Source organism: Shewanella bicestrii (assembly GCF_002216875.1).
GTDB lineage: Bacteria > Pseudomonadota > Gammaproteobacteria > Enterobacterales > Shewanellaceae > Shewanella > Shewanella seohaensis.
The window spans coordinates 282,896-309,442 of record NZ_CP022358.1 but is presented as its reverse complement, the minus strand read 5'-3'; the positions used below and the strand labels follow the sequence as shown (position 1 = coordinate 309,442).

At 48.2% G+C, this 26,547-nt stretch carries 25 protein-coding genes and 1 other RNA gene; 15 read left to right on the top strand and 11 right to left on the bottom strand.

What is annotated here, in order from left to right:
• The first annotated feature begins 9 nt into the window (after positions 1-9).
• The 8 genes from CF168_RS01465 to CF168_RS01430 all read left to right on the top strand — a co-directional run bounded on the left by CF168_RS01465 (position 10) and on the right by CF168_RS01430 (position 10,185).
• Positions 10-1,650, top strand: coding sequence for a ShlB/FhaC/HecB family hemolysin secretion/activation protein (locus CF168_RS01465; RefSeq protein ID WP_089066727.1), 1,641 nt, complete (start codon positions 10-12; stop codon positions 1,648-1,650).
• A gap of 132 nt (positions 1,651-1,782) precedes the next feature.
• Complete coding sequence (locus tag CF168_RS01460; RefSeq protein WP_089066726.1) at positions 1,783-2,277, top strand: hypothetical protein; 495 nt, start codon at positions 1,783-1,785, stop codon at positions 2,275-2,277.
• Positions 2,278-2,805: 528 nt separating this feature from the next.
• A complete protein-coding gene (locus CF168_RS01455; protein ID WP_089066725.1) occupies positions 2,806-3,750 on the top strand; it encodes a DmsE family decaheme c-type cytochrome in 945 nt (314 codons plus the stop codon).
• A 14-nt stretch (positions 3,751-3,764) separates the two neighbouring features.
• Positions 3,765-5,768 carry an MtrB/PioB family decaheme-associated outer membrane protein gene (locus CF168_RS01450; RefSeq protein ID WP_089066724.1) on the top strand — a complete coding sequence of 668 codons (2,004 nt, stop codon included), beginning with the start codon at positions 3,765-3,767 and terminating at the stop codon, positions 5,766-5,768.
• Between the two features lie 19 nt (positions 5,769-5,787).
• On the top strand, positions 5,788-8,304 hold the full coding sequence (locus tag CF168_RS01445; protein ID WP_089066723.1) for a DMSO/selenate family reductase complex A subunit: 2,517 nt from the start codon (positions 5,788-5,790) through the stop codon (positions 8,302-8,304).
• A 13-nt stretch (positions 8,305-8,317) separates the two neighbouring features.
• Positions 8,318-8,977 carry a DMSO/selenate family reductase complex B subunit gene (locus tag CF168_RS01440; protein ID WP_089066722.1) on the top strand — a complete coding sequence of 220 codons (660 nt, stop codon included), beginning with the start codon at positions 8,318-8,320 and terminating at the stop codon, positions 8,975-8,977.
• Positions 8,978-9,039: 62 nt separating this feature from the next.
• Positions 9,040-9,705 carry a TorD/DmsD family molecular chaperone gene (locus CF168_RS01435; RefSeq protein ID WP_089066721.1) on the top strand — a complete coding sequence of 222 codons (666 nt, stop codon included), beginning with the start codon at positions 9,040-9,042 and terminating at the stop codon, positions 9,703-9,705.
• A gap of 30 nt (positions 9,706-9,735) precedes the next feature.
• Positions 9,736-10,185 (top strand): hypothetical protein, encoded by a 450-nt coding sequence (locus tag CF168_RS01430; protein ID WP_089066720.1) that lies wholly within the window; start codon positions 9,736-9,738, stop codon positions 10,183-10,185.
• 72 nt (positions 10,186-10,257) lie between these two features.
• On the opposite strand, the gene rnpB is transcribed toward CF168_RS01430, so the two are convergent.
• An RNA gene (gene rnpB, locus CF168_RS01425) (RNase P RNA component class A) lies at positions 10,258-10,611 on the bottom strand.
• A gap of 64 nt (positions 10,612-10,675) precedes the next feature.
• Positions 10,676-11,521 (bottom strand): 16S rRNA (cytidine(1402)-2'-O)-methyltransferase, encoded by an 846-nt coding sequence (gene rsmI, locus CF168_RS01420; protein WP_089066719.1) that lies wholly within the window; start codon positions 11,519-11,521, stop codon positions 10,676-10,678.
• An 88-nt stretch (positions 11,522-11,609) separates the two neighbouring features.
• Here rsmI and CF168_RS01415 point away from each other — a divergent pair, with 88 nt between their 5' ends.
• From CF168_RS01415 to dolP, 4 genes are all read left to right on the top strand, one after another.
• The gene (locus CF168_RS01415; RefSeq protein WP_089066718.1) at positions 11,610-13,496 is read left to right on the top strand and encodes a penicillin-binding protein activator; all 1,887 of its coding nucleotides are present in this window, start codon (positions 11,610-11,612) and stop codon (positions 13,494-13,496) included.
• Complete coding sequence (locus CF168_RS01410; protein ID WP_023266395.1) at positions 13,493-13,819, top strand: YraN family protein; 327 nt, start codon at positions 13,493-13,495, stop codon at positions 13,817-13,819. The genes CF168_RS01415 and CF168_RS01410 overlap by 4 nt, the downstream gene beginning before the upstream one ends.
• A gap of 106 nt (positions 13,820-13,925) precedes the next feature.
• A complete protein-coding gene (locus tag CF168_RS01405) occupies positions 13,926-14,519 on the top strand; it encodes a phosphoheptose isomerase (RefSeq protein WP_011070670.1) in 594 nt (197 codons plus the stop codon).
• Entirely contained in the window at positions 14,516-15,082 is a 567-nt protein-coding gene (gene dolP / locus CF168_RS01400; RefSeq protein WP_011624409.1) for a division/outer membrane stress-associated lipid-binding lipoprotein, read from the top strand. Before CF168_RS01405 ends, dolP begins: the two co-directional genes overlap by 4 nt.
• A gap of 18 nt (positions 15,083-15,100) precedes the next feature.
• Here dolP and CF168_RS01395 read toward each other — a convergent pair whose 3' ends face one another.
• Positions 15,101-16,021 carry a DMT family transporter gene (locus CF168_RS01395; RefSeq protein WP_089066717.1) on the bottom strand — a complete coding sequence of 307 codons (921 nt, stop codon included), beginning with the start codon at positions 16,019-16,021 and terminating at the stop codon, positions 15,101-15,103.
• A 120-nt stretch (positions 16,022-16,141) separates the two neighbouring features.
• On the opposite strand from CF168_RS01395, the gene CF168_RS01390 reads away from it, so the two are divergent.
• Positions 16,142-17,014 carry a LysR substrate-binding domain-containing protein gene (locus tag CF168_RS01390; protein WP_089066716.1) on the top strand — a complete coding sequence of 291 codons (873 nt, stop codon included), beginning with the start codon at positions 16,142-16,144 and terminating at the stop codon, positions 17,012-17,014.
• Between the two features lie 101 nt (positions 17,015-17,115).
• Here CF168_RS01390 and trpS read toward each other — a convergent pair whose 3' ends face one another.
• From trpS to rpe, 3 genes are read right to left on the bottom strand one after another with little or no spacing between them, the layout of a single operon-like run.
• Positions 17,116-18,114 (bottom strand): tryptophan--tRNA ligase, encoded by a 999-nt coding sequence (gene trpS / locus CF168_RS01385; protein WP_089066715.1) that lies wholly within the window; start codon positions 18,112-18,114, stop codon positions 17,116-17,118.
• A 37-nt stretch (positions 18,115-18,151) separates the two neighbouring features.
• Complete coding sequence (locus tag CF168_RS01380) at positions 18,152-18,835, bottom strand: phosphoglycolate phosphatase (protein ID WP_089066714.1); 684 nt, start codon at positions 18,833-18,835, stop codon at positions 18,152-18,154.
• On the bottom strand, positions 18,835-19,512 hold the full coding sequence (gene rpe / locus CF168_RS01375; RefSeq protein WP_011624821.1) for a ribulose-phosphate 3-epimerase: 678 nt from the start codon (positions 19,510-19,512) through the stop codon (positions 18,835-18,837). Before rpe ends, CF168_RS01380 begins: the two co-directional genes overlap by 1 nt.
• A 262-nt stretch (positions 19,513-19,774) precedes the next feature.
• Here rpe and CF168_RS01370 point away from each other — a divergent pair, with 262 nt between their 5' ends.
• Entirely contained in the window at positions 19,775-20,140 is a 366-nt protein-coding gene (locus tag CF168_RS01370) for a hypothetical protein (RefSeq protein ID WP_011624415.1), read from the top strand.
• Positions 20,140-20,325: a DUF2970 domain-containing protein gene (locus CF168_RS01365; RefSeq protein ID WP_011624416.1), complete on the top strand. Its 186-nt coding sequence runs from the start codon at positions 20,140-20,142 to the stop codon at positions 20,323-20,325. Before CF168_RS01370 ends, CF168_RS01365 begins: the two co-directional genes overlap by 1 nt.
• A gap of 24 nt (positions 20,326-20,349) precedes the next feature.
• On the opposite strand, the gene CF168_RS01360 is transcribed toward CF168_RS01365, so the two are convergent.
• From CF168_RS01360 to CF168_RS01340, 5 genes are all read right to left on the bottom strand, one after another.
• A complete protein-coding gene (locus CF168_RS01360; RefSeq protein WP_089066713.1) occupies positions 20,350-21,189 on the bottom strand; it encodes a Dam family site-specific DNA-(adenine-N6)-methyltransferase in 840 nt (279 codons plus the stop codon).
• A gap of 48 nt (positions 21,190-21,237) precedes the next feature.
• A complete protein-coding gene (locus tag CF168_RS01355; RefSeq protein ID WP_089066712.1) occupies positions 21,238-22,653 on the bottom strand; it encodes an AAA family ATPase in 1,416 nt (471 codons plus the stop codon).
• Between the two features lie 18 nt (positions 22,654-22,671).
• Entirely contained in the window at positions 22,672-23,751 is a 1,080-nt protein-coding gene (gene aroB, locus CF168_RS01350; protein WP_089066711.1) for a 3-dehydroquinate synthase, read from the bottom strand.
• 5 nt (positions 23,752-23,756) lie between these two features.
• Complete coding sequence (aroK, locus tag CF168_RS01345; RefSeq protein WP_011718623.1) at positions 23,757-24,272, bottom strand: shikimate kinase AroK; 516 nt, start codon at positions 24,270-24,272, stop codon at positions 23,757-23,759.
• A gap of 219 nt (positions 24,273-24,491) precedes the next feature.
• Positions 24,492-26,546 carry a type IV pilus secretin PilQ gene (locus CF168_RS01340; protein WP_089066710.1) on the bottom strand — a complete coding sequence of 685 codons (2,055 nt, stop codon included), beginning with the start codon at positions 26,544-26,546 and terminating at the stop codon, positions 24,492-24,494.
• Between the last annotated feature and the right edge of the window lies 1 nt (position 26,547).

The following is a 26,547-nucleotide window of genomic DNA, read 5'->3' as shown; positions in this document are numbered from 1 at the left end:
AGTGGTTTTATGCAGAAGTTTACCCTGTATGCATCGATTCTACCTTGTTGCCTCTGTGGTCTAGTCAACCTAGCCAGAGCGGATGAGGCTTTGCCTAAAACGCCCCCCGAGGAAGCCCCTAAAAAAGTCAGCAAGATTGTCGTGGTGAGCAACCCGATTTTCGATGAGTCCGATCCCGACGCATTTTTTATCCACCGCTGGGCTAACTATCTGCATATCAACACCAAGGAATATGTGGTTCGAGATAGGCTGACCTTTGATGAAAACGATACTGTTACCCAAAAAGACCTCGATGAGTCACAACGTTTACTGCGCGCCGAACCCTATATCCGCGATGCAAAAGTCTATGTCAGCGAGAAGGATCCTGAGTCCGACGTCCACCCAGATGATGAGTCTGTCGTCATTGAGACTTGGGATAACTGGTCACTGCTCCCCACTGCCAGCTTTAGTAGCTCGGGGGGGGACACCCGCTACTCCTTTGGCGTGAAAGAAGACAACCTCTTCGGTACAGGCATACGCACCCGCTTAAAATATCAATCCGATGAATCCCGTACCGGCTATAAGTTTGCCTTCGAAGCGCCCATTAGCATTATCGATCACGGTATTGTCGCCGCCGAGTTTTACGATAATAGCGACGGCCAAGCTAAGCATGTGTATGTCAGTAAGCCCTTCTATTCATTGAATACTGAGACCATGTACTCGGCGGAGTTTTTGGATGATAGCCGCACCGATATCTTGCGCCAGAACGGCCACGAGGTGAACGAGTTTGAACACACGGTCGACTATCTCAATCTGCAATATGGCTGGTTAATCAATAAGAATAACGAACACTTATCGCGTTTTATCACAGGTTTTACCCAAGATAAGCACGAGTTTGCCAATTCAGAGGTGTACCCCACTTCCGAGTTACCGCAGGACAGGGACTTTATGTATCCTTGGGTCGCCTATGAGTTTATTCAGGACGACTTTCAGGTACTCAATAATGTGCACCTTATTCGTAATAACGAGGACTTTAACTTAGGTTGGCACCACTATATTCAATTGGGTATCGAAACCAATGACATAGGCGACAATAACCCAGTGGGCTACCACTTCAAATGGCAAACTACCCGCGGTTATAAGTTTGATGAGCATTTATGGTTACTCGAAATGGGTGCCACCAGCACCTTAGGCACCACCCAAAAAGATACCTATCAAGCCAATCTTCAGGCTGAATACTTCTATCAAATCAATCCTAAATGGATAGCTTATGGCAAAGCTTGGGCTAGTGTGTCGAATAACACGTACCTCGATCTCACCGAAGGGCTCGGCGATGAAACCGGGGTACGCGGTTATCCCAACGAATATCAACAGGGCGACAACCAATGGTTACTCACCGCCGAAATCCGTAATTATCCCAATATCAATCTATACCAATTGGCCGAACTCGGCTGGGCGGTATTTGCCGATGTAGGCCAAGCCTCGGGCGGCCCGTTAGCGGCCAATAACGAGGTCAGCGGTCCGCTTGCCAGTGTCGGTATTGGCGCGCGGATTTATTCCTCTCGCTCCAGTTACGGTAACGTCGCCCATATTGACCTCTCAGTGCCCTACACGGGTGGTGATTCGGTCAACAGTTGGGAATGGCGTTTTCTGGTGAAACGCAGCTTCTAATCCATGGTTTAGCTCGCATCGGATATGCGCCTCGTTTTATCGCTGAGCACGCAGTTTTAGCAGTAAACGCTTGTCAGCCATCGACAAAGCGCATAGCGTAACTTAAGCGTTTAACGGGAATAAGGGACTAAAATGAAAAACTTCGCCGCTGGGCTTAACAACTTTTGGGTGGGATTATTCACGGGGATCATGCTGCCGCTGATTATCGTCGCGGGATTGTTATACGCCACCGTCGATAAATTCACCGGACTCATAGAAGACGTCGCCATCGCGCCTTTAATTAGTCGCAGCGAACAGACCTTCGACAGAGTCGATAATCTGCTCCTCACCTTAGATAATAAAGTCGACGACGCAAATTTAAAGGACGTAGCACTTTTAGCCCCGTTAAAAAACGCGCAATTGTTCCCAGAGCTACAGGCTCTCGCCAGTGGAGTCACTAACCTCAAGCAGACAGTCACAGATATCGATAAGCAAGCCGTATTAGCAAACCTGCAGGAAAAACTGCAAGCCTCACTGGCGACCAAATTCCCCGAGGATAAAGCGAAAGAACTCGCTCAGAATCTTATCAATATTGCGCAAGTGCTTGCGAGCCAGCACTCAAATAACACGCTGCCAGCAGTACAATAATTCATTCAACAATGCTTCGCTGTATTTTAATGCATCCTAATTAAAATGGTTACTTTAGGGTAATCATTTTAATTACCTCAGAAAACGCTTACCAATATCAGCCTCCACTTAAAAACATTTAATTAATAAACGATATGATAATTTCAATTTACAACCTTTATAACCTGTAATTCCGAGATTTAAAAATCCAGAACAAGATAAGTAATTCTTATTTTTGTGACATCGAACAATTTCAATTCCCGGGCCGCAACAACTATAGAAAACATGATTGCAACCTTCATTTAACCCCAAATACACCCCATTCAAACCTGAAACGCATTAGGCTGTATTTAAAGGGAAATAATATCGCTCAATTGAGAATCAGTTACTCTTTACTGTGACAAACTCTATATAACCTTACGTTTTATGTGCTAACTCCAGTTTTTAAAACAAGCCTTTTATATACCTTAATTAAGCGCCACCTCGAAGGTAACATTTACAGGAATTAATAATTCCAATCATATAAACAGTAAATAAAAGGCAGCTAATATGAGATGGCATAAAATAAAACGCTGGATAATAGGAGCGAGTGCATTACTTTTATTATCTCCCTCAGTAATAGCAGAAAACGCCCAGAGCAGTGAGCAACTTGAAAAGCTATTAGAACAAAAGTTCACCGCGGGTCAATATTCTTCAAAAGGCGCTGACACCTGCCTAATGTGTCATAAGAAAAATGACAAGGTCATGGCAATTTTCGATGGCAAACACGGTGACATGAGCCATTCTAATTCCCCGATGGCGGGATTGCAGTGCGAATCTTGTCATGGCCCTCTAGGCAACCATAACAAAGGTGGCAAAGAGCCAATGATCACCTTTGGTCGGGATAGCAAGTTATCCGCACCGACGCAAAATACCGTGTGTTTGGGGTGTCACCAAAATACCGCAAAAGCGGGTTGGCATAATAGCTTGCATAATCTGGAGGAAATCGCCTGTGCCTCCTGCCATCAGGTGCATGCTGCTAAAGACCCCATCTTAGACAAACAACAAGTTAATCAGACCTGTACCTCATGTCATACCCGCGAAAAAGCAGACATGAACAAACGCTCATCCCATCCGTTGAAATGGGACCAGATGACCTGTATCGATTGCCATGCTCCCCACGGTTCATCGAATGAGAGCGCCCTCAAAAAAGCCACGGTAAATGACACTTGTTATAGCTGTCATGCCGAAAAACGCGGCCCCTTCCTATGGGAGCATGCGCCCGTCACCGAAAACTGCTCAACCTGCCATAACCCTCACGGCAGCGTGAACGAGGCTCTAGTTAAACAACGTGTGCCGCAGTTATGCCAACAATGTCATGCCGACGATGGCCATGCGAGCCGCGTGGTTAGCCAACCGAGTACCAATGCTTTTGGTGCAGGTATGGGTTGTTTGAATTGCCATAGCCAAATCCACGGCTCCAACCACCCTGCTGGCAGCAATTTTGCGCGTTGATTAAGGAGTCTGAGATGAAATTTAACTTGAATTTAATCACCATTGGACTGCTTGCCGCCTCTGCAAGCGTTAACGCAGCAGACTTTTCGGTTAAGCAAGCCAATACCAGCAAGGTCAACACCAACGCCTATCAATGTAAGTCCTGTACCGTAACGCAGGGCTACCGGGGCGAAGTTAACGCCAATGTTGGCTGGGCAAGCAGTGACGATATCCACTCAGGTAATAACTTTGGTGACAGTGATGCGGGTTGGCGCGGCAGTGTCGGTGGGGATGTAAGTTATCGACAAGGTGAATACCACGCAGCGATGCAAGCCGATGAACTCGGTTCGGACAACGGTTATTTGCATTTGGAAGCAGGTAAAAACAATCTGGGCGGTGTCCAACTCGATTACAGCCTACTGACCCGTTATGACGCCACTGCCCAAACCCAACTATGGCATAACAATGGATTGCTGCTACCCGATAGCCACACTCGTTCCCTTGACCTCGAATTACAACGTGAAAAAATCGGTATCGGCCTTGAGGGTGAATTAGATGCACTGCTTAATGGTCTTAAGGGTTATATCAACTATGACCACGAGGATAAAACGGGAAATCGTCGCAGCAGTTTATTAGCCAACTCTGGCCCAATAAACTTCGCCTTACCCGTGGATGCGACCACTCAAAATATCAATGCCGGTATCTGCATCGACCAACATCAATGGCAGAGTGAACTGGCCTATAACGGCAGTTACTACCGCAATCACATTAATCACTTAAGTCTGCCCTATGCTGACAATGTGTATGCCGCCACTCCGGATAACGATGCCCATCAAGTCTCGTTGACAGGCCAATATCTGCTTGGCAGCAGTGTGATTAACGGCCGCCTTGCCACAGGCCGAATGATCCAGGATGACAATCTCATCCAAGTCAGCGGTAATCCTCTGCAAAGCTGGGACGGCGAAGTGGAGACCTTAGACGCGCGTATCGGCTTTAGCAGTATGTTAAGCCCCCGCTGGCGCCTGAACGGTCAACTGGATTACAGCGACCGCGACAATAAAAGCTCTACTTGGGATTTTGCTCAATTTGAAGTCGACAACGTCAGTGGTGCCTTTAAGCAAAACGTAGCGATGGATATTCAACGCACCAACTTCAAACTGCAGAGTAGTTACCGTTTCAACAGCGACTATCGCTTACTCGGTGGTTTTGATTACAAAGCGGTTGAGCGTAACTATACCGAGCGTGAAGAGACCGAAGACAGCGCGCTATGGGCTAAGTTGAATATCCGCGTTATCCCTAAAACCGTGGTAGACCTGAAAGCCAGTTACGAAACCCGTGATGGCTCAACCTACGACAGTCTAGAAGCCACCTCAGTAGAAGAAAATCCACTGCTACGCAAGTTTTACCTTGCTGATAGAAACCGTAATGGGCTCGAACTCAGGGTTAATCATACTCCCCTGCAATGGCTAACGGTTGATTTCGATGCCCATTACAACAACGACGATTACGACAGCACCCTTATTGGTTTAACAGGGGTGAAGGACTACGGGTACAACGTACAACTCAGTGCCCAGCTGTCCAACAGACTCAACGTTTTTGCTAGCGCAGGGCAACAGTGGATTGAGTCTGACATGGCAGGAAGCCAAGCTTATGCCTCACCAGATTGGTACACCAATGTCGACGATGAGTTTATCGACCTCAATATTGGATTTACCTACGACGGACTGATGGATGACCGCTTAAGCATTGGGGGGAATTACCAATTTGCGAACTCCGCAAGTGACACCCTCATCACCACAACCACTGACCAACCTTACGGCGATTACTACTCCTACAGCCACAACCTTGAGCTGTATGGCCGTTATGCCCTGAACGAGCGCATGGGACTCAAGCTGAGCTACCAGTACGAACGTTACTACGACACTGACTACGCCGAGGTCAGCCCCTATGCCGTCCCAGGATTAGTGACCTTGGGTGAGCTTAATCATAACTACAACGCGCATCTGCTGATGTTGACCTTCAGCTACATGCTGCCTTGATTTAACAGAGGTGAAGAGAATGGAACGTAGAAGTTTTTTAAAGATGAGTGCCGCACTTAGTGCAGCGGCGGCCGTCACAGGTTGTGACTCCAGCTCGAATGATGTCGATGTGGTACCACCAACGCCTCCGGTAACCGATGGTGAGGTCCAAACCTGGTCATCCTGCCTTGTTAACTGTGGATCTAACTGCCCAATCAAGGTATTTACTAAAGATGGTGTGATCACGCGCGTCGAAGCCGACAATGAAACCACTGACGAATATGGCTACAACCACCAGATCCGTGCTTGTGCGCGTGGACGCTCACTCAGACAACGCACTTATGCTGCGGATCGCTTAAAGACCCCCATGAAGCGTGTGGGTAAGCGCGGTGAAGGTAAATTTGTCCCCATTACTTGGGATGAAGCGGCCTCAACGATTGCCAGTGAACTACAACGTATTACCGCCGAATACACAAACCGTTCAATTTTAAAACTATACGGTTCAGGTGCTTATTATGGTTTCTCTAGCTCAAACTGCTTCAACCGCCTGCTGAATCTCAACGGTGGCTTCCTGAATATTTATGGTAACTATTCTTGGGCACAACAAATTGAAGCCGCCGCAGCCACTTGGGGTGGCAGCTCAACTAACGGCAGCTCTATGGTCTGCGTTGCCGACAGCGATCTGTTTTTAGGCATTGGTTATAACCCTAGCGAAATGCGCCAAAGCGGTTCGGGCGAAGGTTACGATTACCTGCAAGCTATTCAAAATAACCCAAGCATTGAAGTCATCATGGTCGACCCACGATATACAGACTCCATGGCGGGTAAAGAAGACCACTGGTATCCGATCCGCCCTGGCACAGATGCCGCATTTGCAGAAGCCATTGCCTATGAAATGATTTCTTCAGGCTGGGTCGATGCCAACTCTAAAGCCTTCTTGGATAAGTATTGCGTCGGTTATGACAAGGCCTCACTGGAACAAACCAAAGCCGAGCTAGAAGCATCGGGCGATGCCAGCAAACTGGAATACGCCAAGTTTATCGATGTCGAAGAAAACTACCGCGATTACATCCTAGGCGAGGGTAAATTCACCGAGGCCAAAACACCTGCGTGGGCAGCTACCGTTTGTGGGATTTCGGAAGCCAACATCAAAGCTATCGCCCAGAAAGTCATGAATGCCAAAGCACCTTATATCATCATAGGTGCAGGTGTTAACCGCCATGCCAACGGCGAACAGGCGATGCGCGCTTGCTATATGCTGCCCTTCTTAACGGGCAAAGTGGGGCAACCAGGTGTCAACAACGGTGCCTTACCAGTACAAGGCAGCATGAGCAAATCAAGTCTATCGGGCTTGTCTAATCCGATTAAAGAATCCATTTCCTTCTTCACCTTCTCTGAAGCCATTGAGCGCGGCGCAGAAATGACCGCCCGTAAAGATGGCGTAAGAGGTATGGCCGATTTAGATACGCCATTGGGGCAGAATATTAAAGCCATTTTCGCCATTAACTCTAACTCACTCGTCAACCAACATGCCGACTCTAACGGTACTTCGAAGATTTTAGAGGACGATACTAAGTGTGAGCTAATCGTGGTGGCCGATTGCTGGATGACGCCTTCAGCACGTTATGCCGACATCCTCCTGCCAGATACCAGCTGGCTAGAGTCTAATGACCTCGTGGATGGCAGCTATGCCACAGGTCTCATGGGCTACTTAGTTGCGATGAAGGCTGCGGTGAAGCCAATGTGGGAATGCAAGTCCATGTATGACATGTGCGGTCTGATCGCACAAAAAATGGGCGTTTATCAACAGTACTCTGAAGGTAAAGACGAAACTGCATGGTTAAATCAGCTCTATGCTGGCACTTTGACTGCACCTTCAAGTGCGAACGCCATTCCTGCATTACCAAGCACCTATGAAGAAGCTCAAAAAATTGGGGTCTTCCGCGCCTTCAATGGCACCAAGCGCATCGCCTTAGATAGCTATATCAATGGCGGTAAAGCTCTCGGCACACCTACCGGTAAAGTCGAATTCTACTCACTCGATTTTGCGCAAAAAGCGGCCGAATGGGAGTTCGATGCAAGCGTCAAAGGCAACTACATCACCGCATTACCCAAATACCAACCAACTTGGGAAGGCTATGAGGATGCCGACACTATAGAGACTTACCCACTGCAATTAATGGGTTATCACACCAAGGGCCGCACCCACTCCAGCTATCACAACGTGGCTTGGCTACGAGAAGCCGTTGAAGACGCGGTCTGGATGAACCCGATTGATGCCAATGCTCGTGGCTTAGCGCAGGGAGATACCGTTCATGTATGGAGCCAGCGTGGCACCATTGAAGTTCCTGTTCGCATTACTCCAAGAGTTGCACCAGGCGTGGCGGCTCTGGGTCAAGGCGCTTGGTATACCCCAGATCCATCGGGTCGAGTCGGCCCATCCGGCCATGTAATTGATATTGGGGGCTGCATCAACACGCTTACTCGCTACCAACCTAGCCCTGCCGCAAAAGGTAACCCACAACACACTAACCGCGTGCAGATTGCTAAGGCTTAAGAGGTAAATACAAATGAATCAAGAAACACAATATGGTTTTTACTTTGACAGCAGCAAATGCACTGGATGTAAGGCGTGCCATATCGCCTGTAAAGACAGAATGACCGGTCTTATCCGCGCAAATGACGGCAATGGTAGCGTTGCCAATCTTCCTGGAGTGCTATGGCGCCGCGTCACTGAATACGGTGGCGGTAACTGGGGCCAAAATGCCGATGGTAGTTTCGAGCAAAACGTATTTGCATACTACACATCTATAGGCTGCAACCACTGCAGCGAGCCTGTGTGTGTAAAAGCCTGTCCGACAGGTGCCATGCATAAACGCCAAGATAACGGTTTAGTGTTGGTGGAATCATCCATCTGTATTGGTTGTGGAAGCTGCGCAAGAGCTTGCCCTTATGACGCGCCACAATTAGATACTCAGCGTAAAGTCATGACTAAGTGTGATGGCTGTTATGACCGACTCGCCGATGGCAAAAAACCGATTTGTGTCAATGCTTGCCCATTACGGGCACTCGACTTTGACACTATGGAAAACCTAAAAGCCAAATATGGTGAAGGTGACGGGCACATTGCACCATTGCCATCGTCATCTATTACCTCTCCCAATCTGATTGTCAAAAATAACCCAAATGCGCAATCAGGTGGGCAAGTGCTTAATTGGTCTGAAATTTAAGTCATAGGATTAATGAGGGGCATGGCGCCCCTCATTGGTTCCGTCGAGATAAGAGAAGAGTTATGTCAAAGATAAAAGCGGATGATTACCTGACATGGGGAGCTATCGCTAAGGTTCTGCATAATATTTTATATACCTACCCAGAAGCTCCCTTAATCGACAGTTTTAAGCAGGATGAACTCCACATCAGCTGGCCGCAGCTTGTGGATTCTGAATATGAAAAACAGGGGCGAACCTATCTAGGCAATTATTTAAGCCACTGGCAAAGCACAGAAACGCAACTTACCGAGTTAAAGGTAGATTACGGACAGTTGTTTTTTGGTCCAAGCGACCCTAAAGCGGCGCCTTGGGGGTCTGTTTATACCGGGGAAGAGCAGTCATTAAATGGTGATTCGACCCAAAAACTGATGGCCTTCTATAAGGCACATAATATCGAATTCACATTAGAGAGAAACGAGCCGATAGATCATATTGGTTTGATTTTACTGACATTAGAATATTTATTTAACCAACTTGCGGCCTCGCCAGAAGACAAAAATATCCTCGGAACCTGCACGCTACTATTGCAACAGCATCTACTGCCTTGGGCGGAGCGCTGCCTCGAATTAGCGGAGCAACATGCCGACAGCGAATTTTATAGAGGCATTGCTATTTTGAGCAGAGTCTATCTCGAGCATGTATCTCAGCAACTCGAGATCATAAAGCAGCAATCCATGCTCTTTCGTTAACAACGGATAGAAAGGTGATGAGCCAACAACATGAGCGTTATCCACTCTATTGCCTATCAATGGGATAAGGCAGAATTTGCCCATCAACTGGAACAGTATATTGCGTCGAATCGAGATGCGATGCGACTCTTTATCGGCGCGACTGGCTGCCAAACAGTATGCCACTTGATTGCGGCGATGGGAGAATTGCCCCCAAAATCTGAGGAAGGCAACTTCAATATCACCTTGCCTTTGCTGCTCGACGTGTTATTGCAACGTTTTTTGCTGCTCTATGTGAAAGAGCTACAACACCAGAGTCTTACTCAGGCTGAACAGCTCATCGTCTCACTGACAGAGCTTATCGCCCAACAGGCAACACAACAGAGCGAACAGGATGCAGAGGTTCTGAGCAAGAGTCATATCATACTCTCCGCAATGGAAAAGCTGGCAAAGCAAAGAACACAATTACGCCGCCAGCACTCAAATATGGGACGTTGCTAGGCGACATAACCTAGCATTGAACCCAAATAAAAAGCCCGTTTACCTAATAGATAAACGGGCTTTTTACTGAATTTGATGAGTTGGCCGATAAGCCGGGTCCTGTCTTGGACAGTCATTCATCTAGGCCTGCAATCGCTCGCAGGCTCAAGCGACCTACCCGGTTCCAACGCGAGCCACGCCATACGGAACCCTATTTGGTCTTGCTTCGGGTGGAGTTTACCTTGCTACGGACTATTGCTAGCCGCACGGTGCGCTCTTACCGCACCCTTTCACCCTTACCACCTTAGCCTAAGCTATGATGGCGGTCTCCTCTCTGTTGCACTTGTCGTCGGTTCGCACCGCCCAGGCGTTACCTGGCACCCCGCTCTTTGAAGCCCGGACTTTCCTCCCCGCTCTTGCGAGCGCAGCGACTGTCTGGCCAACTCGGCGCGGATTATAGCCTAAGCAACCTGCGTGTACCACTGTTAATCCCGCCCGTGTGCACCAGTGCTTATAAATCAGACTCTAAACCAAACTTGTACAGGGCATTCTTTTTAAGACCGTGAATTTGCGCGGCAATGGCAGCAGCCTTTTTGAGGGGCAATTCTTCACAGAGTAATTTCAAGGTGTTGATGGCGACAGTCGGAATGGCGTCATCATCCTCCGCGGCGCGATGACCATGTACCATCAGCACTATCTCGCCTTTTTGCTGGTTAGGATCGCTGCTGACCGTGGTCAACACCTCGGCCACAGGGCCAGAGAGGAAGGTCTCGAAGGTTTTAGTGACTTCTCGCGCCATCACCACTTGCCTCTCGCCTCCTAACACTTCAACCATGGTAGTCAGACTATGCTCGATGCGGTGCGGTGATTCATAAAAAATCAGCGTGCGAGGGTCTTCCTTAAGTTCGAGTAACTTATCGGCGCGCGCCTTCTCTTTAGAAGGTAAGAAGCCCTCAAAGGAGAAGCGATCCGACGGTAAACCCGACGCGCTTAATGCGGCAATCGCCGCGCAAGGGCCGGGCAATGGGATCACTCGAAAACCCGACTGGCGCACATGGGAGACTAAGTGATAGCCGGGGTCTGAAATGAGTGGCGTGCCCGCATCGGAAATCAGCGCTATCGATTGCCCTGCGGCTAACTGCTCGACAATCCACTGGGCGCGGGCACGCTCGTTATGGTCATGCAATGCGATAGTTTTGGTAGAAATACCAAAATGACTCAATAACTTGCCGCTGTGGCGCGTATCTTCACAGGCAATCAATGCGACCTGAGTGAGCACTTCGATAGCACGTGGGCTCATGTCCCCCAAGTTACCAATGGGAGTGGGAACAATGTAGAGTGCGACGCTTTGGTCCATATATACCTCGGTAATGACAGTGCCAAGACTTTCGTCAAGCGCAAGAGAAGGTTAAACTAGAGGCAGCATCTTACCAGAGTGAAGCCCAGTGTTAAAAAGCCTGAATACAACTAAGTTCGTTTCCGTGGCCATTTTATCCGCAGTGTTGGCGGGTTGCGGCAGCCAAGCGCCCAGCTCAACCGGTACAGCCCCCACAGTGGCCACCTCTTTAGCCTCTGCACCATTGGCGCCCAATGTGTATTTAGCACAGGCCGCGAATAGCAAAGATCCGCAGCAGCGCGATACTAACCTGCTGCTGGCGGCGCATGCCTATATCAATGCCAATGACTATGCGGCGGCGCAGAAACTGCTGAAGTCGATGCAGCCTAGCCTGACTCAGACTCCCACTCTGGTGGCCGAGCATAAATACCTGACGGCGCGGGTATTAGAGCATACATCGACCTATGTCGAGGCACTCAAGACCCTGAGCTATCCAAGCACTTGGGTTTTACCCGGCTGGCAAATGGCCGCGTATCATCAATTTAGAGCGCATTTGTTCCAGTTGAATAAGCAACCTATCGAGCAAGTGCGCGAGCTGAGTTTATTGACCACCTATTTACCGCCCGCCGAGGCGAGTGAAGTCAATAACCAAATCTGGCAAGTGTTGCAGCCAATGCATGAGCAAACCCTGCAAACCTTTATCCGCGATGCCAACAACCCAGTATTTGCCGGTTGGTTGCAACTCGCCTATATCGCCAAACATTATGCGGTCGACCCCAATCAACTGGTTCGTTACTTAGGCGACTGGCAAAAGCAGAATCCTTATCATCCAGCGGCGGCGAAATTACCGACCGATTTGGATCGGGCGCTCAATGCCAAGCCTTTTATGCCGAAGAATATCGCCGTTCTGCTTCCGCTTACAGGCCAGCGCGCGGGTGCCGCCAACGCGATTCGCCAAGGGATTTTGGCCAGCTATTTAGCCAAACCTAATGAGCAGGTTGCGGTTAATTTTTACGATACCGCCAATGATGCCGTAGCGGCCTATCAGCAAGCGGTGAACGCGGGCGCCGAGTTTATTATTGGCCCCTTGCTGCCAAATGAAATCGATCAATTGCTGGCACTGAACAGCAACACCAGCCCTGCGATCAGCATGCCATCGGGCTCTGCACCTGCCGCGCCCACGGTACCGACTGCACCGATCCCGCAGCTATTTTTAAATCAAACCGATAAGTTTGTGCCCGATATCAATAAGTTCTACTTTGCTCTGTCACCAGCCCAAGAAGCTGCCGATGCCGCAACGCGTATGTATCAAGATGGCGTGACTATGCCATTACTGCTTGCCAGCAACGATGCCACAGGCAAACGCATGGCAGAAAGCTTTATCCAAGCCTGGAAAAAGAAAAGCGATACCCCTATCGAAGTCTATTACTACGATGGTGGCGATAAGATGAAAACCACAGTGCAGGATGCACTCGGTGTCCGTGATAGCCAAGCGCGTATCGCGCGGATCAAGGAGCTGCTCGGTAATTCGGTACAGGCCGATTTTCGTTCGCGCCAAGATATCGATGCGATCTATATGATCTCGACGCCGCAGGATTTAACCTTGCTCAAGGCCTTTATCGATGTGAACTTCAGCGTATTTACTCAGCCAGTGCCGTTGTACACCTCAAGCCGCAGCCGCATCGACAACGAATCGAGCCAAACGGCGCAGGATTTAAATAACCTGACCATGAGCGATGCACCTTGGCTGATGCAAAACAGTGAAGAAAACCTGATGGTTAACACTCTGTGGTCGGGTTGGAATAACGGCCAGAAACGCCTGTTCGTGATGGGCTATGATGCCATGGATTTGATCAGCAAACTGGCGCAGATGCGCTCATTCACGGGTTACCAGTTCAATGGACGTAGCGGCGTATTATCCGTCAATCCTGACGGCGTGATTAACCGCCAATTAAGCTGGGGACGCTATCAGAGAGGCAGTTTCCGTCAACTATGACACTCGGACAGCAGGCAGAGTCGCTCGCTCAAGGTTACCTCGAACAGCAAGGGTTAACCTTTGTCGAGCGCAATGTCCGCTATCCCTTTGGTGAAATAGACCTCGTCATGCGCCATAAACACCACTGGGTATTTGTTGAAGTAAAATATCGCTCAGCAAATCAATTTGGCGGCGCAATACAAGCACTTAGCAAAGCACAAATCGGCAGGATCCGCATGGCGGCCAGCCACTATTTACAGACGCATAAACTGGATGTGCCGTGCCGATTCGACGTTGTCGCCATCGAAGACGCGCAAATCCACTGGCTAGTAGATGCCTTTTAAACGAGGCCTTCGACTCAGCTAATCGAATAATTTTTAACGCTTATGCCTCAACTCCACCGTGGAAATATGGCATCATAGCCACACTTTATCCTGAAAGGATGTATCCATGTTAGAACGCATTAAAGACAGCTTTACTGAATCTATCCAGACCAAAATCGATGCAGCCGAAGCACTGCCAGAATCCATCGCCAAAGCGGCCGAGATGATGGTGCAATGTCTTTTGGGCGGCAATAAAATTCTTGCCTGCGGTAACGGTGGCAGTGCCGGTGATGCTCAGCACTTCTCGGCCGAGCTATTAAACCGCTACGAAATTGAACGTCCACCATTGCCCGCGATTGCGCTGTCAACTGACACGTCAACCATCACTGCGATTGCCAACGACTACAGCTATGATGAGATTTTCTCAAAACAAATCTTAGCCTTAGGTCAACCGGGTGACATTCTGTTAGCGATTTCCACCAGCGGTAATTCAGGCAACGTGATTAAAGCTATGGAAGCCGCCCTGAGCCGCGATATGACTATCGTTGCCTTAACCGGTAAAGACGGTGGCGCGATGGCGGGATTACTGAGCGTAGGCGACGTGGAAATCCGTGTACCTTCAAACGTGACGGCACGTATTCAAGAAGTGCACTTACTGGTTATCCACTGCCTCTGTGACAATATCGACCGCACGCTCTTCCCGCAGGACGAACAGCAATGAGATATGCTGCCCCACTGTTAATGGTTTGCATGCTGCTGCAAGGTTGCGCCGGTGCCGTTATGGTGGGCGCAGTTAGTGGCGCCATGATGGCCAACGATGAGCGTTCGGTGAAGACTCAGCTCGACGATACCAATACCGATTTTAAGATCACCAGTGCCCTGCTGGAGCATGAAGATCTGAAGAAACAAACGAATATCACGGGTGTTTCGGTTAACGGTAATGTGCTGATGATTGGCCAAGCTCCCAACTCTATGTTGAGGGATAAGGCGATTAAGGTCGTACAAGATCTTAAGCTTGGCGGTAAAATCCACAATCAGATCCGCATCGGTAACCCAACCTCTTTCACCACCCGTAGCAATGACACTTGGGTGACAACGAAAGTGAAGGGACGCATGCTCAACGAGAAAGAGTTGGATGTCACCCGTATTAAGGTCATCACAGAAAACGGTGAAGTCTTCCTGCTCGGACTCATTCACCGCTCTCAGGCCGACATGGCCGTCGATATCGCGCGCAACACCGCGGGCGTGCGTAAAGTCGTTAAAGTATTCGAATACATCGAATAACCGATTGAGCCTAAGCCCTTAGGGTTTAGGCTCGCCTTCTACCGCTTCTAGTCCTAACGCTTTTACTTGGATGTCATTCATCACCTTGGGTGACTTGGCCACCCACATGCCAATCCAAGGTAAAAACAGTGACGGCAACACAATCAATGCGGCGCCCAACCAACTTAGGCTATCTAACCATTCATCGAATAACAGCCAGCCCAAAAAGACGATAAATAACAGGCCAGTATATTCGGCAATCGCAATATCGCTCGCTTGCGCGCGACGATAGGCCAGCACGCAGAACCAGTGATAAATCAGCAAGAAGGCATTACTGAGCAGTGCTACAGCTAACAATCCCCAGCTCAGCCCCGCAACTCCTTGAAAGGCCGCGATGATTAAAGTCGCAGGAATACCCAGCAGGTTATACAACATCAAGGTTAATACTGGATGTTCAGTATTTGGGACTTTTTTCAGGGTCAACTGGTTGACGGCAAAGGTAAACGCCGAGAATAACACTGCCAATCCAAACCAGTTCATCTCACTCGGTCTGAGAATAATTAAGATCCCGACAAACCCAAGTAATGTGCATACCACTTGCCCTGTGGTGATCCGCTCCTTTAAAAACCAATAGCCCATCAGAATAATCATCAGCGGCGCCGAGTAAAACAGGGAGCTGACCGTCGCGAGCGGCAAAGCCATTAGGCCAATAATTAAAAAAAGCGCACCAACCGAGCCTATGTTGGCACGCCAAAGGTGGACCGAAATATGTTCCGTCTTGGGTCGCTGTGAGTACAACCAAATGGGGATTAACATCAATACTGAAGTGATTTGTCTCACGAGTAGAAAAGTGGCCGCATTTGCATCTTCTGGCAGCCATTTGATCGATACATCGTAAAAAGCACTAAATAGATTACCCACTATCAATAAAATCAAACCGATAACTACAGGGCGCTGCATTTTTTACCATCCGCAAATCTCGATGCTGGCATGATAATCCCCACAAAACTTAAGCTGAAATGATGCTTTCTCATGCTAGATGAATTAAATTCATACTAAATTTTTTAGGCATTGAAAATCATGAGAAAGCTTCCTCCATTACGCGCGCTACAAGTCTTCGAGACTGCCGCAAGGCAACAGCATTTTTCCAAGGCTGCCGCCGAACTTTGCATTACCCAAAGCGCAGTTTCACACCAAGTGCGTGTATTAGAGGAATATTTTGGCGAGCAGCTTTTCGACCGTCAGGGACGAAAATTGCAACTCACGCCTAAAGGCCAAAGCTTATTTATTGAGTTAGAAAGGATTTTTAATGAGTTAAGCGATCTTAATCTCAAGATCCGCGACACCCCAAACCAACAACTCTGTTTGGCGGTGTACAGCTCTTTTGCGGTGAAATGGTTGATCCCGAGATTAGCGGATTTTAGACGCCAGTATCCCAGCGTTAAAATTCGCCTCGAGATGATCACTCAAGACCCCGATCTCAGCACCAGCACGGCCGATATCTTTATCGCGGGCAAACTCAATCAGCGGGGCTATTGGCAACAGTTACTACATAAGGAGCGGCTCATCCCAGTATGTAGCCCGAGTTTTTACCCCAAGTGGCGTGATATTAACTTAAGCAATTTCCAGCAACAGGCGCTACTGATTGTGGACGAGGGGCCGCTGGGACTCGATTGGCACAAATGGTCATCAGCTCACCAGATCCCGCTGAATAACGAGCAACAACATATTTTTAGCCATATCGTAATGGCGATTGAGGCGGCGATTGCGGGCCAAGGCCTCGCCCTCGCCCCCGATTTTATGGTGGCAGGTGATATCAGCACTGGCAGACTGGTTGCGGTTAATCTGCCCGATGTTCATACGGGCTTTGAGTTTAGTTTTATCTGTAAGCAGCGCCGTCTGGCTGAACCCGCGATTGCCGCCTTTTCCTCTTGGCTAAAATCGCAGGCCTAAACACTTGTATCAACCACCCCAATGAATAACAGATACAAAAAAGCCGACCTAAGAATAGGTCGGCTTAATAACGTGTTGTGTAATGCGCTCTTTAGGGCAAATTACACTAACAAACCAATCTTCTCGTACACCTTTTTAAGCGTTACTTCGGCGCGAGCCTGGGCATTTTCAGCGCCAGCTTTCATCACTTGGTCGAGGTAAGCACGGTCAGCACGCAGCGCACGGTAACGCTCTTGCAGCGGCTCTAACATGCCCACTACCGCCTCACCCGCGGCACCTTTTAAGTGACCATACATCTTGCCTTCAAACTCGGCTTCGAGGCTGGCAATACTTTGACCCGTGATACCCGACATTAAACTCAGCAGGTTAGATACGCCTGGCTTGTTTTCCATATCGAAACGCACGACTGGCGGCTCATCACTGTCGGTCATGGCTTTTTTCAACTTTTTCATGACCGCTTTTGGATCTTCAAGCAGGCCAATCACGTTGTTACGGTTGTCGTCCGACTTAGACATTTTCTTCAACGGTTCCTGCAGCGACATCACCTTAGCGCCATGCTCAGGAATAAAAGGCTCAGGAATGGTAAACGTCTCGCCGTAAGCGTTGTTAAAGCGAGTCGCGATATCACGTGTTAACTCAAGATGTTGTTTCTGATCTTGACCAACGGGGATTTCATTTGCTTGATACAGCAGAATATCCGCCGCCATCAGTACAGGATAACCAAACAGACCGACGTTAATATTGTTGGCGTGCTTTTGTGACTTATCCTTAAACTGCGTCATACGGCTCAATTCACCCATTTGGGTATAGCAATTTAACGCCCAACCCAGTTGGGTATGCTGTGGCACTTGGGATTGGATAAACACTGTACTTTTCTTTGGATCGACACCACAGGCCAAATACAGTGCGAGCGTATCTAAACAAGCTTCACGCAATGCTTGAGGGTCTTGGCGCACGGTAATGGCATGCAAGTCCACCACGCAATATAGGCAGTCGTGGCTATCTTGCATGGCAACCCATTGACGCAATGCACCCATGTAGTTACCTATGGTTAATTCGCCGGACGGCTGTGCACCGCTGAGTACTATGGGTTTGGTCATTACGTCATTGCTCCAAATAAAGATAAAAAAGATTCGATTAAACTGGCTGAGCGAGATTTAGCCAGCGCAGGATCTCGACAAACTGCTCACATACAGCGTCAGGGCCAGTGAGCCCAATATCTTCACCGTAGTTGTAGCCATAGGTCAAGCCGATTGATGCAACACCCGCCGCTTTCGCCGCTAAAATGTCATTTTTAGAATCGCCCACCATCAACAACTCACTTTTATCGAGTTGCCATTCGGCCAATAGATGCTCGAGCGGTAATGGGTCTGGCTTCATCTTCGCCAGCGAATCACCACCAAGCACTAAGCTAAAGAAGTCATTAATCTTAAAGGCTTCAAGCAAGGGCAAGGTAAAGCGATAAGGTTTATTGGTCACCACAGCCAGCTTAAATCCCGCATCAAACAGGATTTGCAGCACTTGGTGCACATCGGCATAGAGTGCACTGTGCTTCTCAAGGTTTTCTTGATAGTGATGCATAAAGATGGGCATAGCCGCATCCAATGCCGTTTGCTCAACGTCTGTACCTACAGCGTGGCTCATGGCGCGGCGCATCAGCATTTCAGCGCCATTGCCTACCCAAGTTCTTACCTGTGCTTCGGTACACCTTGCTAAACCTAATTCGGCGAGTGCCGCCTGGGTCGCGACCGCAAGATCGGGCACACTGTCAATCAGTGTGCCGTCGAGATCAAAGGCAATCGCTTTAATCTGTTCCCGCATTATTTGACCTCAACTTTCGCTAGCTCGGCGCGCATCTCGTCGACGACGGCTTTATAGTCTGGCTTACCGAAAATGGCAGAACCTGCGACAAACATATCGGCGCCTGCGGCGGCGATTTCGGCAATGTTATCCACTTTAACGCCACCATCGACCTCTAAGCGAATATCGAAACCGCTGGCATCGATACGCTCACGCACTTGGCGTAATTTATCTAAGGTCGAAGGAATAAAGGATTGCCCACCAAAACCTGGGTTGACCGACATCAGCAAAATCACGTCCAACTTATCCATTACATGGTCGAGATAGTGCAGCGGTGTTGCTGGATTAAACACTAAACCCGCTTTACAACCCGATTCTTTAATCAGTTGCAGGGTGCGGTCGATATGCTCAGAGGCCTCGGGATGGAAAGTAATAATAGACGCACCCGCCTTGGCAAAATCAGGCACGATACGATCAACAGGCTTAACCATTAAATGCACATCGATATCGGCCGTGATGCCATAGTCACGTAACGCTTTGCACACCATAGGGCCAATGGTTAAGTTGGGCACATAGTGGTTATCCATCACATCAAAATGCACTACGTCAGCCCCTGCATCTAACACGGCTTTAACGTCATCCCCTAAACGGGCGAAATCGGCGGATAAAATCGATGGAGCAATTAAAAATGGGCGCATAGGACACTCGCTGCTATTGAACAAAAAGTGCCTTATTTTACCCTTAGCTAGGTCATGCCTCTATAGCAAATGCCACATTTATCGCGATTGAAACCCAATAGAGGCGCAATTGGCGCACTCATAACGTACGGTAAACTCAAGGAGATGCTGAAGCGTTAGAAAGATTTTAGTGAAGATTGATAAATTATTGTTCATAAACTAAGCGAGTTTGTTATACTCGGGTCGCTATCGTGGATCATTTAGTGGTTGTAAAGGAAGTATCATGAAGGGGCGGTTAACACAGTTTTCACACATTTTAGGCTCGGTGACCTTTAAGTCATCGATGATGTTGGCATTTACCGCAGTGGTCGTCGCCTCCTTAGCCTTTGGCGTGGAAAAACTCACCGCAAGTAACGATACCTCCGCCTGTGCTTGTAGTAGCGATACTCGTTACAACAACAGCTTACCTAGCAGCCATCCAAATAACCGCTGTGCCGAACAGGCGCAAACCTTAAGCTGGAAGACTTGGCTCACTGGCAAAAATCGCTCTAGCCAGTTCCATTTTGTCGACTTGCTTGAATTACTCCATGGTCATCAAGACAAACCTATCGATGACCTAAAGCCCGCTAATTCACAACAGTCCTATTGATGCTAAGCCGGATCTGGCAAGTCTTTCACAGTACAATAGCCGCCTTCTTTGGGGTGCAGTCAGATAGAAATCGTCAAAAAGACTTCCAGACCAACTCACCATTACCCTATATCTTGATGGGGATAGTGTTAGCGATTGCCTTGGTCGCCAGCCTGATTCTACTTGTTAGCCAAGTCGTTGGCTAAGCCACTCGATACGACAACTTAGTATCAATCATCCTGCGGATCATAATTCTCGTCGTACAACGCAATCAGCTCGTCAACTTTGTTGCGACCACTGCCATTTTGGCTAATGTTGCGCTGCACTTGGATCTTGGCAAGGTGGGCACCGCGATACAACTCTCGTGTCAGTGGAATATCATGGTTACTAATCACGACAGGAATGCGTTGCTCTAAGGCCATATGTCGCGAATAACGTGCCAACAGCGCCTGATCATCTAGGCTAAAACCCGCACCGACATAGGTGGTAAAACTCGCAGTGGTCGAGAGTGGCGCATAGGGCGGATCGCAATAGATCACATCGCCTGCACGGATTTGCTCGAAGGCTTTTTCATAGCCGATGCACTTAAACTCGGCGCGCTGAGCTTTCTTTGAAAAGGCTAGGATTTCCTTCTCAGGGAAATACGGTTTCTTGTATGAGCCAAAGGGCACATTAAAGCCCCCTTTGCGGTTATAACGGCATAGGCCATTAAAACCATGGCGATTCAAGTACAAAAAATAAACCGAGCGTAAAAAAGGATCGCGGGATTTATTAAAGTCTGTACGCACGCGGTAGTAGGCATCCTTTTGATTCATCTCATCGACGAATAGCTTCTTGGCCGCCTCAATGTATTCGGCAGGCCTTTCTTTCACTATGTTGTAGAGATTAATCAGATCTTGATTGATGTCGCAGAGTAAATAGCTGGGGTAGTCAGTATTTAAAAAGACTGAACCTGCGCCGACAAAGGGCTCAACTAAACGCTCACCTGTCGGTAAGTAGTTCGCGAGCTCATCCACCAATTTAAATTTTCCGCCGGCCCATTTCAGGAAGGCTCTATGTTTTTTGATCATTTAACTTGATGAATGCCGACAAAAATAAAGGCCATGATTGTACTCTGTTTATTCTGAAATTTCACCGCTTGAGCGCGTTTCTTGTAGTTGATAACCGCCGAGTTCTGCCCATTTTTTTATCAGAGGTTGGCTAAGATGATACTCTTTGACCAATTCTGCAGCCGCCTGCTGTGCCGATTGACTGTCGTTAAACTGCCCTACTAACACCACCCAAAACTGTTTGTATTTGGCGACTCGCACCTCTGGCACATTATGCAGTTTCTTAAGGAGCGACTGTACAGTTTCACGCTGGGAGACTGTCGCAATTTGGATCGCATAGCCCGTTTTCGGCCGCGCAGATACTGGCGATGCAGGCTCAGGAGTTGCATTCACCACCTGAGTAGCGGAGTCATCTTTCGCGTGCTCTGTAGGAGCTGGCGCAGGCTCTGCCTCATCAACCTCGGTGACGGTGCTGTCGCCCTTACTTGTCGCTTCATCGACTGGTGGCGCTATGTCTGTCTCTCCTTCCACTTGAGGCTCTTCCCCATGGAACTTAGCCAATGGGTCAGCTTGCTCCACCGCTTCCGCTAATAATGCCTGCGCTAACGACTCGGCTCGCTGCTTAAAATACGGCACTAGTATCTGTTTGCCATGGGCAAGAAACTCTGCGGAATCCACAGCAGGATAAGTCACGATCTCAGGAATTGGCTCACTGGAAAAGGGTTTAGCCAGACCAAGCCAAATTACTATGGAAATCAGCACACTGGCGAGCCCAATTAGCGCGACTTTGTATTGTGTCCATACTGATTTTTTCTCACCCTGACCATGTAGAGCCAGCTCCAGCAAGGACACCACCTCCTGAGGAGTGCCCGTTTGCTTCTCAAGCTGAGCGCGCACTATGTCCCTTGGCGTAAACGGATTTTGGTCACTATATCGCAGCAAGGTTTGATACAGCGCCTCGCGCTCCGGCAGGCTTAAGGGATCAATGCTGACTGGCAGAATTTGTCGTCTTAACGACTCTGGCAGCTGAGGGAGTAAGTCGGCTAGAAATGCAGGCGGTACAGCTAACGTCACGGCGATACGCTGACCCGCGCATTGCACTTGATTGAGTATGATGCACTCGGCCCACAATTCTTTAGAGAGCAAATGAGCATCATCGATAATGATGTGCAGCGGCTTACTTTGTTTCGGCGCGACACGCAGTATGGTTTCAGCGAGGGAGATTTCGTCATCAAAAATCGGAGATGACACCAATTGCACTAAAATCTTGCGACGAATTTCAGCATTGTCGGCATGCATAGGACAAATGACTAACGCAGCATTCGACTCATCAAAATCTGTGGCTAACGCCGTGAGCAGAGTCGTCTTACCCGAGCCGTGCGCGCCCACAAGCACCAGTAGCTGGTCGCTATAACTGGCCACATGATGCAATCTTTCTACGAGGGCTTCCTGTGAAGGAAGCAAGACTTGCCCCTGAAACGTCACTCATCCACCACACAAGGTTTATGCGCAGCAGATAACCTGTTCTAGGGTAGATTCCGGAACTTGGCTAAAGACATCAGCTCGACCAATGGCCGTCGGGAGTACCAGCCGGATCTGACCACCTAAGACTTTCTTATCGCGACGCATATGTTTAATAAAACTGTCGAAATCCATCGATTCCGGCGCTGTTATTGGCAGATCGAAAGCGTGGAACAATTGCACAATACGACGAACAATTGACTCATCAATCAATCCCATGGACTTAGCCGTTTGTGCAGCAAGGACTGTGCCAGCCGCAACCGCCTCACCATGCAGCCAGTTACCATAGCCCATCTCGGCTTCAATCGCATGGCCGAAGGTATGTCCAAGGTTTAATAGCGCGCGGACGCCCTGCTCGGTCTCATCTTGGCTCACGACATCGGCTTTAATCTCACAGCAGCGAGAAATCGCATAGACCAAAGCTTGAGTATCTAGGCTTTTCAATGCTTGAACATTGTTCTCAAGCCATTGAAAAAACTCAGCATCCCACATGATGCCATACTTAATGACTTCTGCCATCCCCGCTGCGAATTCACGCGCGGGCAAGGTCTGTAAGCATTCAGTATCGATAATGACCATCTGTGGCTGATAAAAAGCCCCGATCATATTTTTGCCAAGCGGATGATTAACGGCGGTTTTTCCGCCAACAGAGGAATCTACTTGCGATAATAACGTGGTTGGAATTTGAATAAAATCGACACCACGTTGGTAACAGGCAGCGGCAAAACCCGTCATGTCACCAATAACTCCACCACCGAGAGCCACCAGCACTGAATCACGGCCATAATTGCGTTGCAGCAAAGCCGTAAAAATGGAATCTAAATGCGTTAAATCTTTGAATTGTTCGCCATCGGGAAGGATGACGCTGGTTACCTCACCAAACGAAGCCATCGTGTCTTGGATCGGCTTAAGATACAAGGGCGCGACAGTTTCATTGGTGACGATAAGGATACGTTTTTTCAGCAGGTAGCGAGACAAGGTCTCGCCATCACTCATCAAACTCTGGCCAATATAAATGGGATAACTACGTTCACCTAAATCAACCTGAATTTGTTTTGTCATTCTGCCTAGAAACCTAATTGCTCAATGATTTGATTCGCAACAACCTTTGCACTTTGATCGTCGGTCTTAACGATCACATCAGCAATTTCTTCGTACAGAGGGTTACGGATTTCTGCGAGGTTTTCTAATACTTCTCGCGGATCATCTACTTGCAGTAATGGGCGACGCTTGTCTCTTTGAGTGCGCGCAACCTGTTTGTCGATAGTGGTTTCGAGATACACCACGATACCGCGAGCAGATAAATGATTACGGATATCTTTGCTCTGAACTGAACCACCGCCAGTGGCAAGGACAATACCTTGTTTTTCAGACAGATCAGCAATAACCTGAGCTTCGCGACGGCGGAAACCTTCTTCGCCTTCAACGTCAAACACCCAAGCAATATCGGCGCCTGTGCGTTGCTCAATCTCTTGATCTGAATCGTGGAATTCTAAATGCAGCATTTGCGCCAGATGGCGACCAATTGTGCTTTTACCTGCGCCCATTGGGCCTACCAGAAAAATATTACGTTTTTCAGCCATTTCTTGTACGTCTGAATCTTAATGAAAAGTATGCCTATGTCGACTCATGAACAAGCCGACCTACTGTATGTTACCTTGCTCTAATGAGACTTGACCGAGGATTATCTCAGTTTCATGTCTAGTCTGGCAAGTGATGCACGCTATTTATGATAAGAATTGTATTTCAGACACAATAAAGCCAGCAATGTATGCTGGCTTTATTCGACTCGTAACAAACGATTAGAGCTTCTCGTTCACAATTTTAGGCGTCACGAAAATCAACAGCTCTTGGCGCTCATTCTTGTCAGTAGTGTTACGGAATAAGAAGCCAACTAAAGGAATGTCACCCAAGATAGGCACCTTGCTCACGCGGCTGATTAAATTCTGCTGATAAATACCACCGAGTACAATGGTTTCTCCATTATCCACTAACACTTGCGTTCCAATACGTTGAGTATCGATAGCGACTGCCGGACCTGTGGGAGTATCCACCGTTTTACCCTGAGAGTCTTGAGTGATTTCAAGATCCAGAATCACGCGGTTATCAGGGGTAATTTGTGGTGTCACTCTTAATGACAATACCGCCTTCTTAAAGGTCACCGACGTCGCGCCACTGGAAGTGGATTGTACATAAGGGATTTCCACACCCTGCTCGATATACGCCGCTTTTTGGTTAGAGGTGGTAATGCGAGGGCTCGCGATAATCTCACCTTTGTTTTCCTGCTCAAGCGCACTCAGCTCTAAATCTAAGATGGTGCCATCGGCAAGCTTTGCCACATGGAAAGCAATGCTGGTAGGGTTTGTTACCGCCGCAGGTAAATTCACGTTCAAACGGTTATCCAGCGTTGGCACAGTACCATTGGCAATGCTGCCTGCGCCTTCAAGGGTTCCTGACGTCCCTTTGCTACCCTGCTGATCAGTCACGCCCCAACGGATACCTAAATCTTCAGACACGTCGTCTTTTACCGTGACCATGCGAGATTCAATCAACACTTGGCGGATAGGAATATCGAGCACTTCAACCAAACGATGGATATTCTCGATGATTTCAGCGGTATCTTTCACTAACACTGTGTTGGTACGCTCATCGACGGCCACTGAGCCACGTGGTGACAATAAACTAGAATCCGCCCCTTTGAGTAACTCGGCAATATCAGTCGCCTTGGCATAATTGATTTGCAAATACTCAGAGTAGAGTGGCGCAAGCTCTTTTACTTCCTGCTTATTCTTGAGGTTTTGGCTTTCGCGAATCGCCAGTTCTTCACTTGGCGCCACCATCAGAATATTACCTTCGATACGCTTATCGAGTCCTTTAGTTTGCAGGATCAGGTCCAATGCTTGGTCCCAAGGCACGTCATCGAGTCTTAAGGTGATATCTCCCTCAACCGTGTCACTGGTAACTAAGTTGAAGTTGTTATAGTCGGCAATAATCTGCAACACAGTACGGACTGAAATATTCTGGAAATTTAACGAAAGCGTTTTACCGTTATATTTCTTGACCTCTTTGGTCGCCGCAGCGCGCTCTACTTTGTTAATTGAGAGCCTAAAGAGATTATCTTCCTGTTTGTAATTGAACTCATAGTTACCCGAGACATCGACTAAAATCCGAGTCGTTAAATCGTCCTTAAAGGTTTCAAAATGCTTTACCGGTGTGGAGAAATCCTGCACATCCATCACATATAACAAGTCGCTGTTAATATCTGTGTTGTAAAGCTGAACCTCAAGCTTGGCACCAATTTGTTCAACGTTCGCGGCAACCGAGCGATTATTTAAATAGACTAATAAATCACCACCGCCATTTGCATTGCGACGAAAATCGATATTTTTAACGCTATTAACGAACGGATTATTACCAGCTTGTGAGCCTGCAACTTCATCGTTAATGGTTAAACGATAAGAATTACCAACGACACTACCTTGATATGGTTTAACCTTAGATAAGCCCAATGTCACCATTAAATGGGTATCTTGCTGCGCCGTCACTATGTCCTTCACACCGACTTGGTTAATCGGCAGACGATCCTTAGACAGGCCAGAAATACTGTCATCGAAGGTTAATACCAACTGAGCAGGAGAAGCATTAGAGTCAATTGTGGGTGCGCTAATTGCCTCCTCAAATACTAACTCGACTTCTAATTGATGATCGACAAGAGCATGGTATTTGACATCCATCAACCTATTTGCCGCAAAACTCGATGGCAAAAATCCAAATACTAATGCGATCCCAATAACAGACTTAGCTAAGCCTGAAGATAAAAACGATAACGGGATTTTTATCGCGGCAGAAGATTTCATT

Bases quoted from the DNA above. Each gene is read 5' to 3' on its own strand.
- CF168_RS01370 (WP_011624415.1), top strand. From the start codon at position 19,775: ATGAAGGGGCGGTTAACACAGTTTTCACACATTTTAGGCTCGGTGACC.
- CF168_RS01455 (WP_089066725.1), top strand. From the start codon at position 2,806: ATGAGATGGCATAAAATAAAACGCTGGATAATAGGAGCGAGTGCATTA.
- CF168_RS01360 (WP_089066713.1), bottom strand. From the start codon at position 21,189: ATGATCAAAAAACATAGAGCCTTCCTGAAATGGGCCGGCGGAAAATTT.
- CF168_RS01460 (WP_089066726.1), top strand. From the start codon at position 1,783: ATGAAAAACTTCGCCGCTGGGCTTAACAACTTTTGGGTGGGATTATTC.
- CF168_RS01465 (WP_089066727.1), top strand. From the start codon at position 10: ATGCAGAAGTTTACCCTGTATGCATCGATTCTACCTTGTTGCCTCTGT.
- CF168_RS01365 (WP_011624416.1), top strand. From the start codon at position 20,140: ATGCTAAGCCGGATCTGGCAAGTCTTTCACAGTACAATAGCCGCCTTC.
- CF168_RS01380 (WP_089066714.1), bottom strand. From the start codon at position 18,835: ATGCGGGAACAGATTAAAGCGATTGCCTTTGATCTCGACGGCACACTG.
- dolP (WP_011624409.1), top strand. From the start codon at position 14,516: ATGAGATATGCTGCCCCACTGTTAATGGTTTGCATGCTGCTGCAAGGT.
- CF168_RS01430 (WP_089066720.1), top strand. From the start codon at position 9,736: ATGAGCGTTATCCACTCTATTGCCTATCAATGGGATAAGGCAGAATTT.
- CF168_RS01435 (WP_089066721.1), top strand. From the start codon at position 9,040: ATGTCAAAGATAAAAGCGGATGATTACCTGACATGGGGAGCTATCGCT.
- CF168_RS01440 (WP_089066722.1), top strand. From the start codon at position 8,318: ATGAATCAAGAAACACAATATGGTTTTTACTTTGACAGCAGCAAATGC.
- CF168_RS01395 (WP_089066717.1), bottom strand. From the start codon at position 16,021: ATGCAGCGCCCTGTAGTTATCGGTTTGATTTTATTGATAGTGGGTAAT.
- CF168_RS01450 (WP_089066724.1), top strand. From the start codon at position 3,765: ATGAAATTTAACTTGAATTTAATCACCATTGGACTGCTTGCCGCCTCT.
- aroK (WP_011718623.1), bottom strand. From the start codon at position 24,272: ATGGCTGAAAAACGTAATATTTTTCTGGTAGGCCCAATGGGCGCAGGT.
- trpS (WP_089066715.1), bottom strand. From the start codon at position 18,114: ATGACCAAACCCATAGTACTCAGCGGTGCACAGCCGTCCGGCGAATTA.
- CF168_RS01340 (WP_089066710.1), bottom strand. From the start codon at position 26,546: ATGAAATCTTCTGCCGCGATAAAAATCCCGTTATCGTTTTTATCTTCA.
- CF168_RS01410 (WP_023266395.1), top strand. From the start codon at position 13,493: ATGACACTCGGACAGCAGGCAGAGTCGCTCGCTCAAGGTTACCTCGAA.
- rpe (WP_011624821.1), bottom strand. From the start codon at position 19,512: ATGCGCCCATTTTTAATTGCTCCATCGATTTTATCCGCCGATTTCGCC.
- aroB (WP_089066711.1), bottom strand. From the start codon at position 23,751: ATGACAAAACAAATTCAGGTTGATTTAGGTGAACGTAGTTATCCCATT.
- CF168_RS01445 (WP_089066723.1), top strand. From the start codon at position 5,788: ATGGAACGTAGAAGTTTTTTAAAGATGAGTGCCGCACTTAGTGCAGCG.
- rsmI (WP_089066719.1), bottom strand. From the start codon at position 11,521: ATGGACCAAAGCGTCGCACTCTACATTGTTCCCACTCCCATTGGTAAC.
- CF168_RS01405 (WP_011070670.1), top strand. From the start codon at position 13,926: ATGTTAGAACGCATTAAAGACAGCTTTACTGAATCTATCCAGACCAAA.
- CF168_RS01390 (WP_089066716.1), top strand. From the start codon at position 16,142: ATGAGAAAGCTTCCTCCATTACGCGCGCTACAAGTCTTCGAGACTGCC.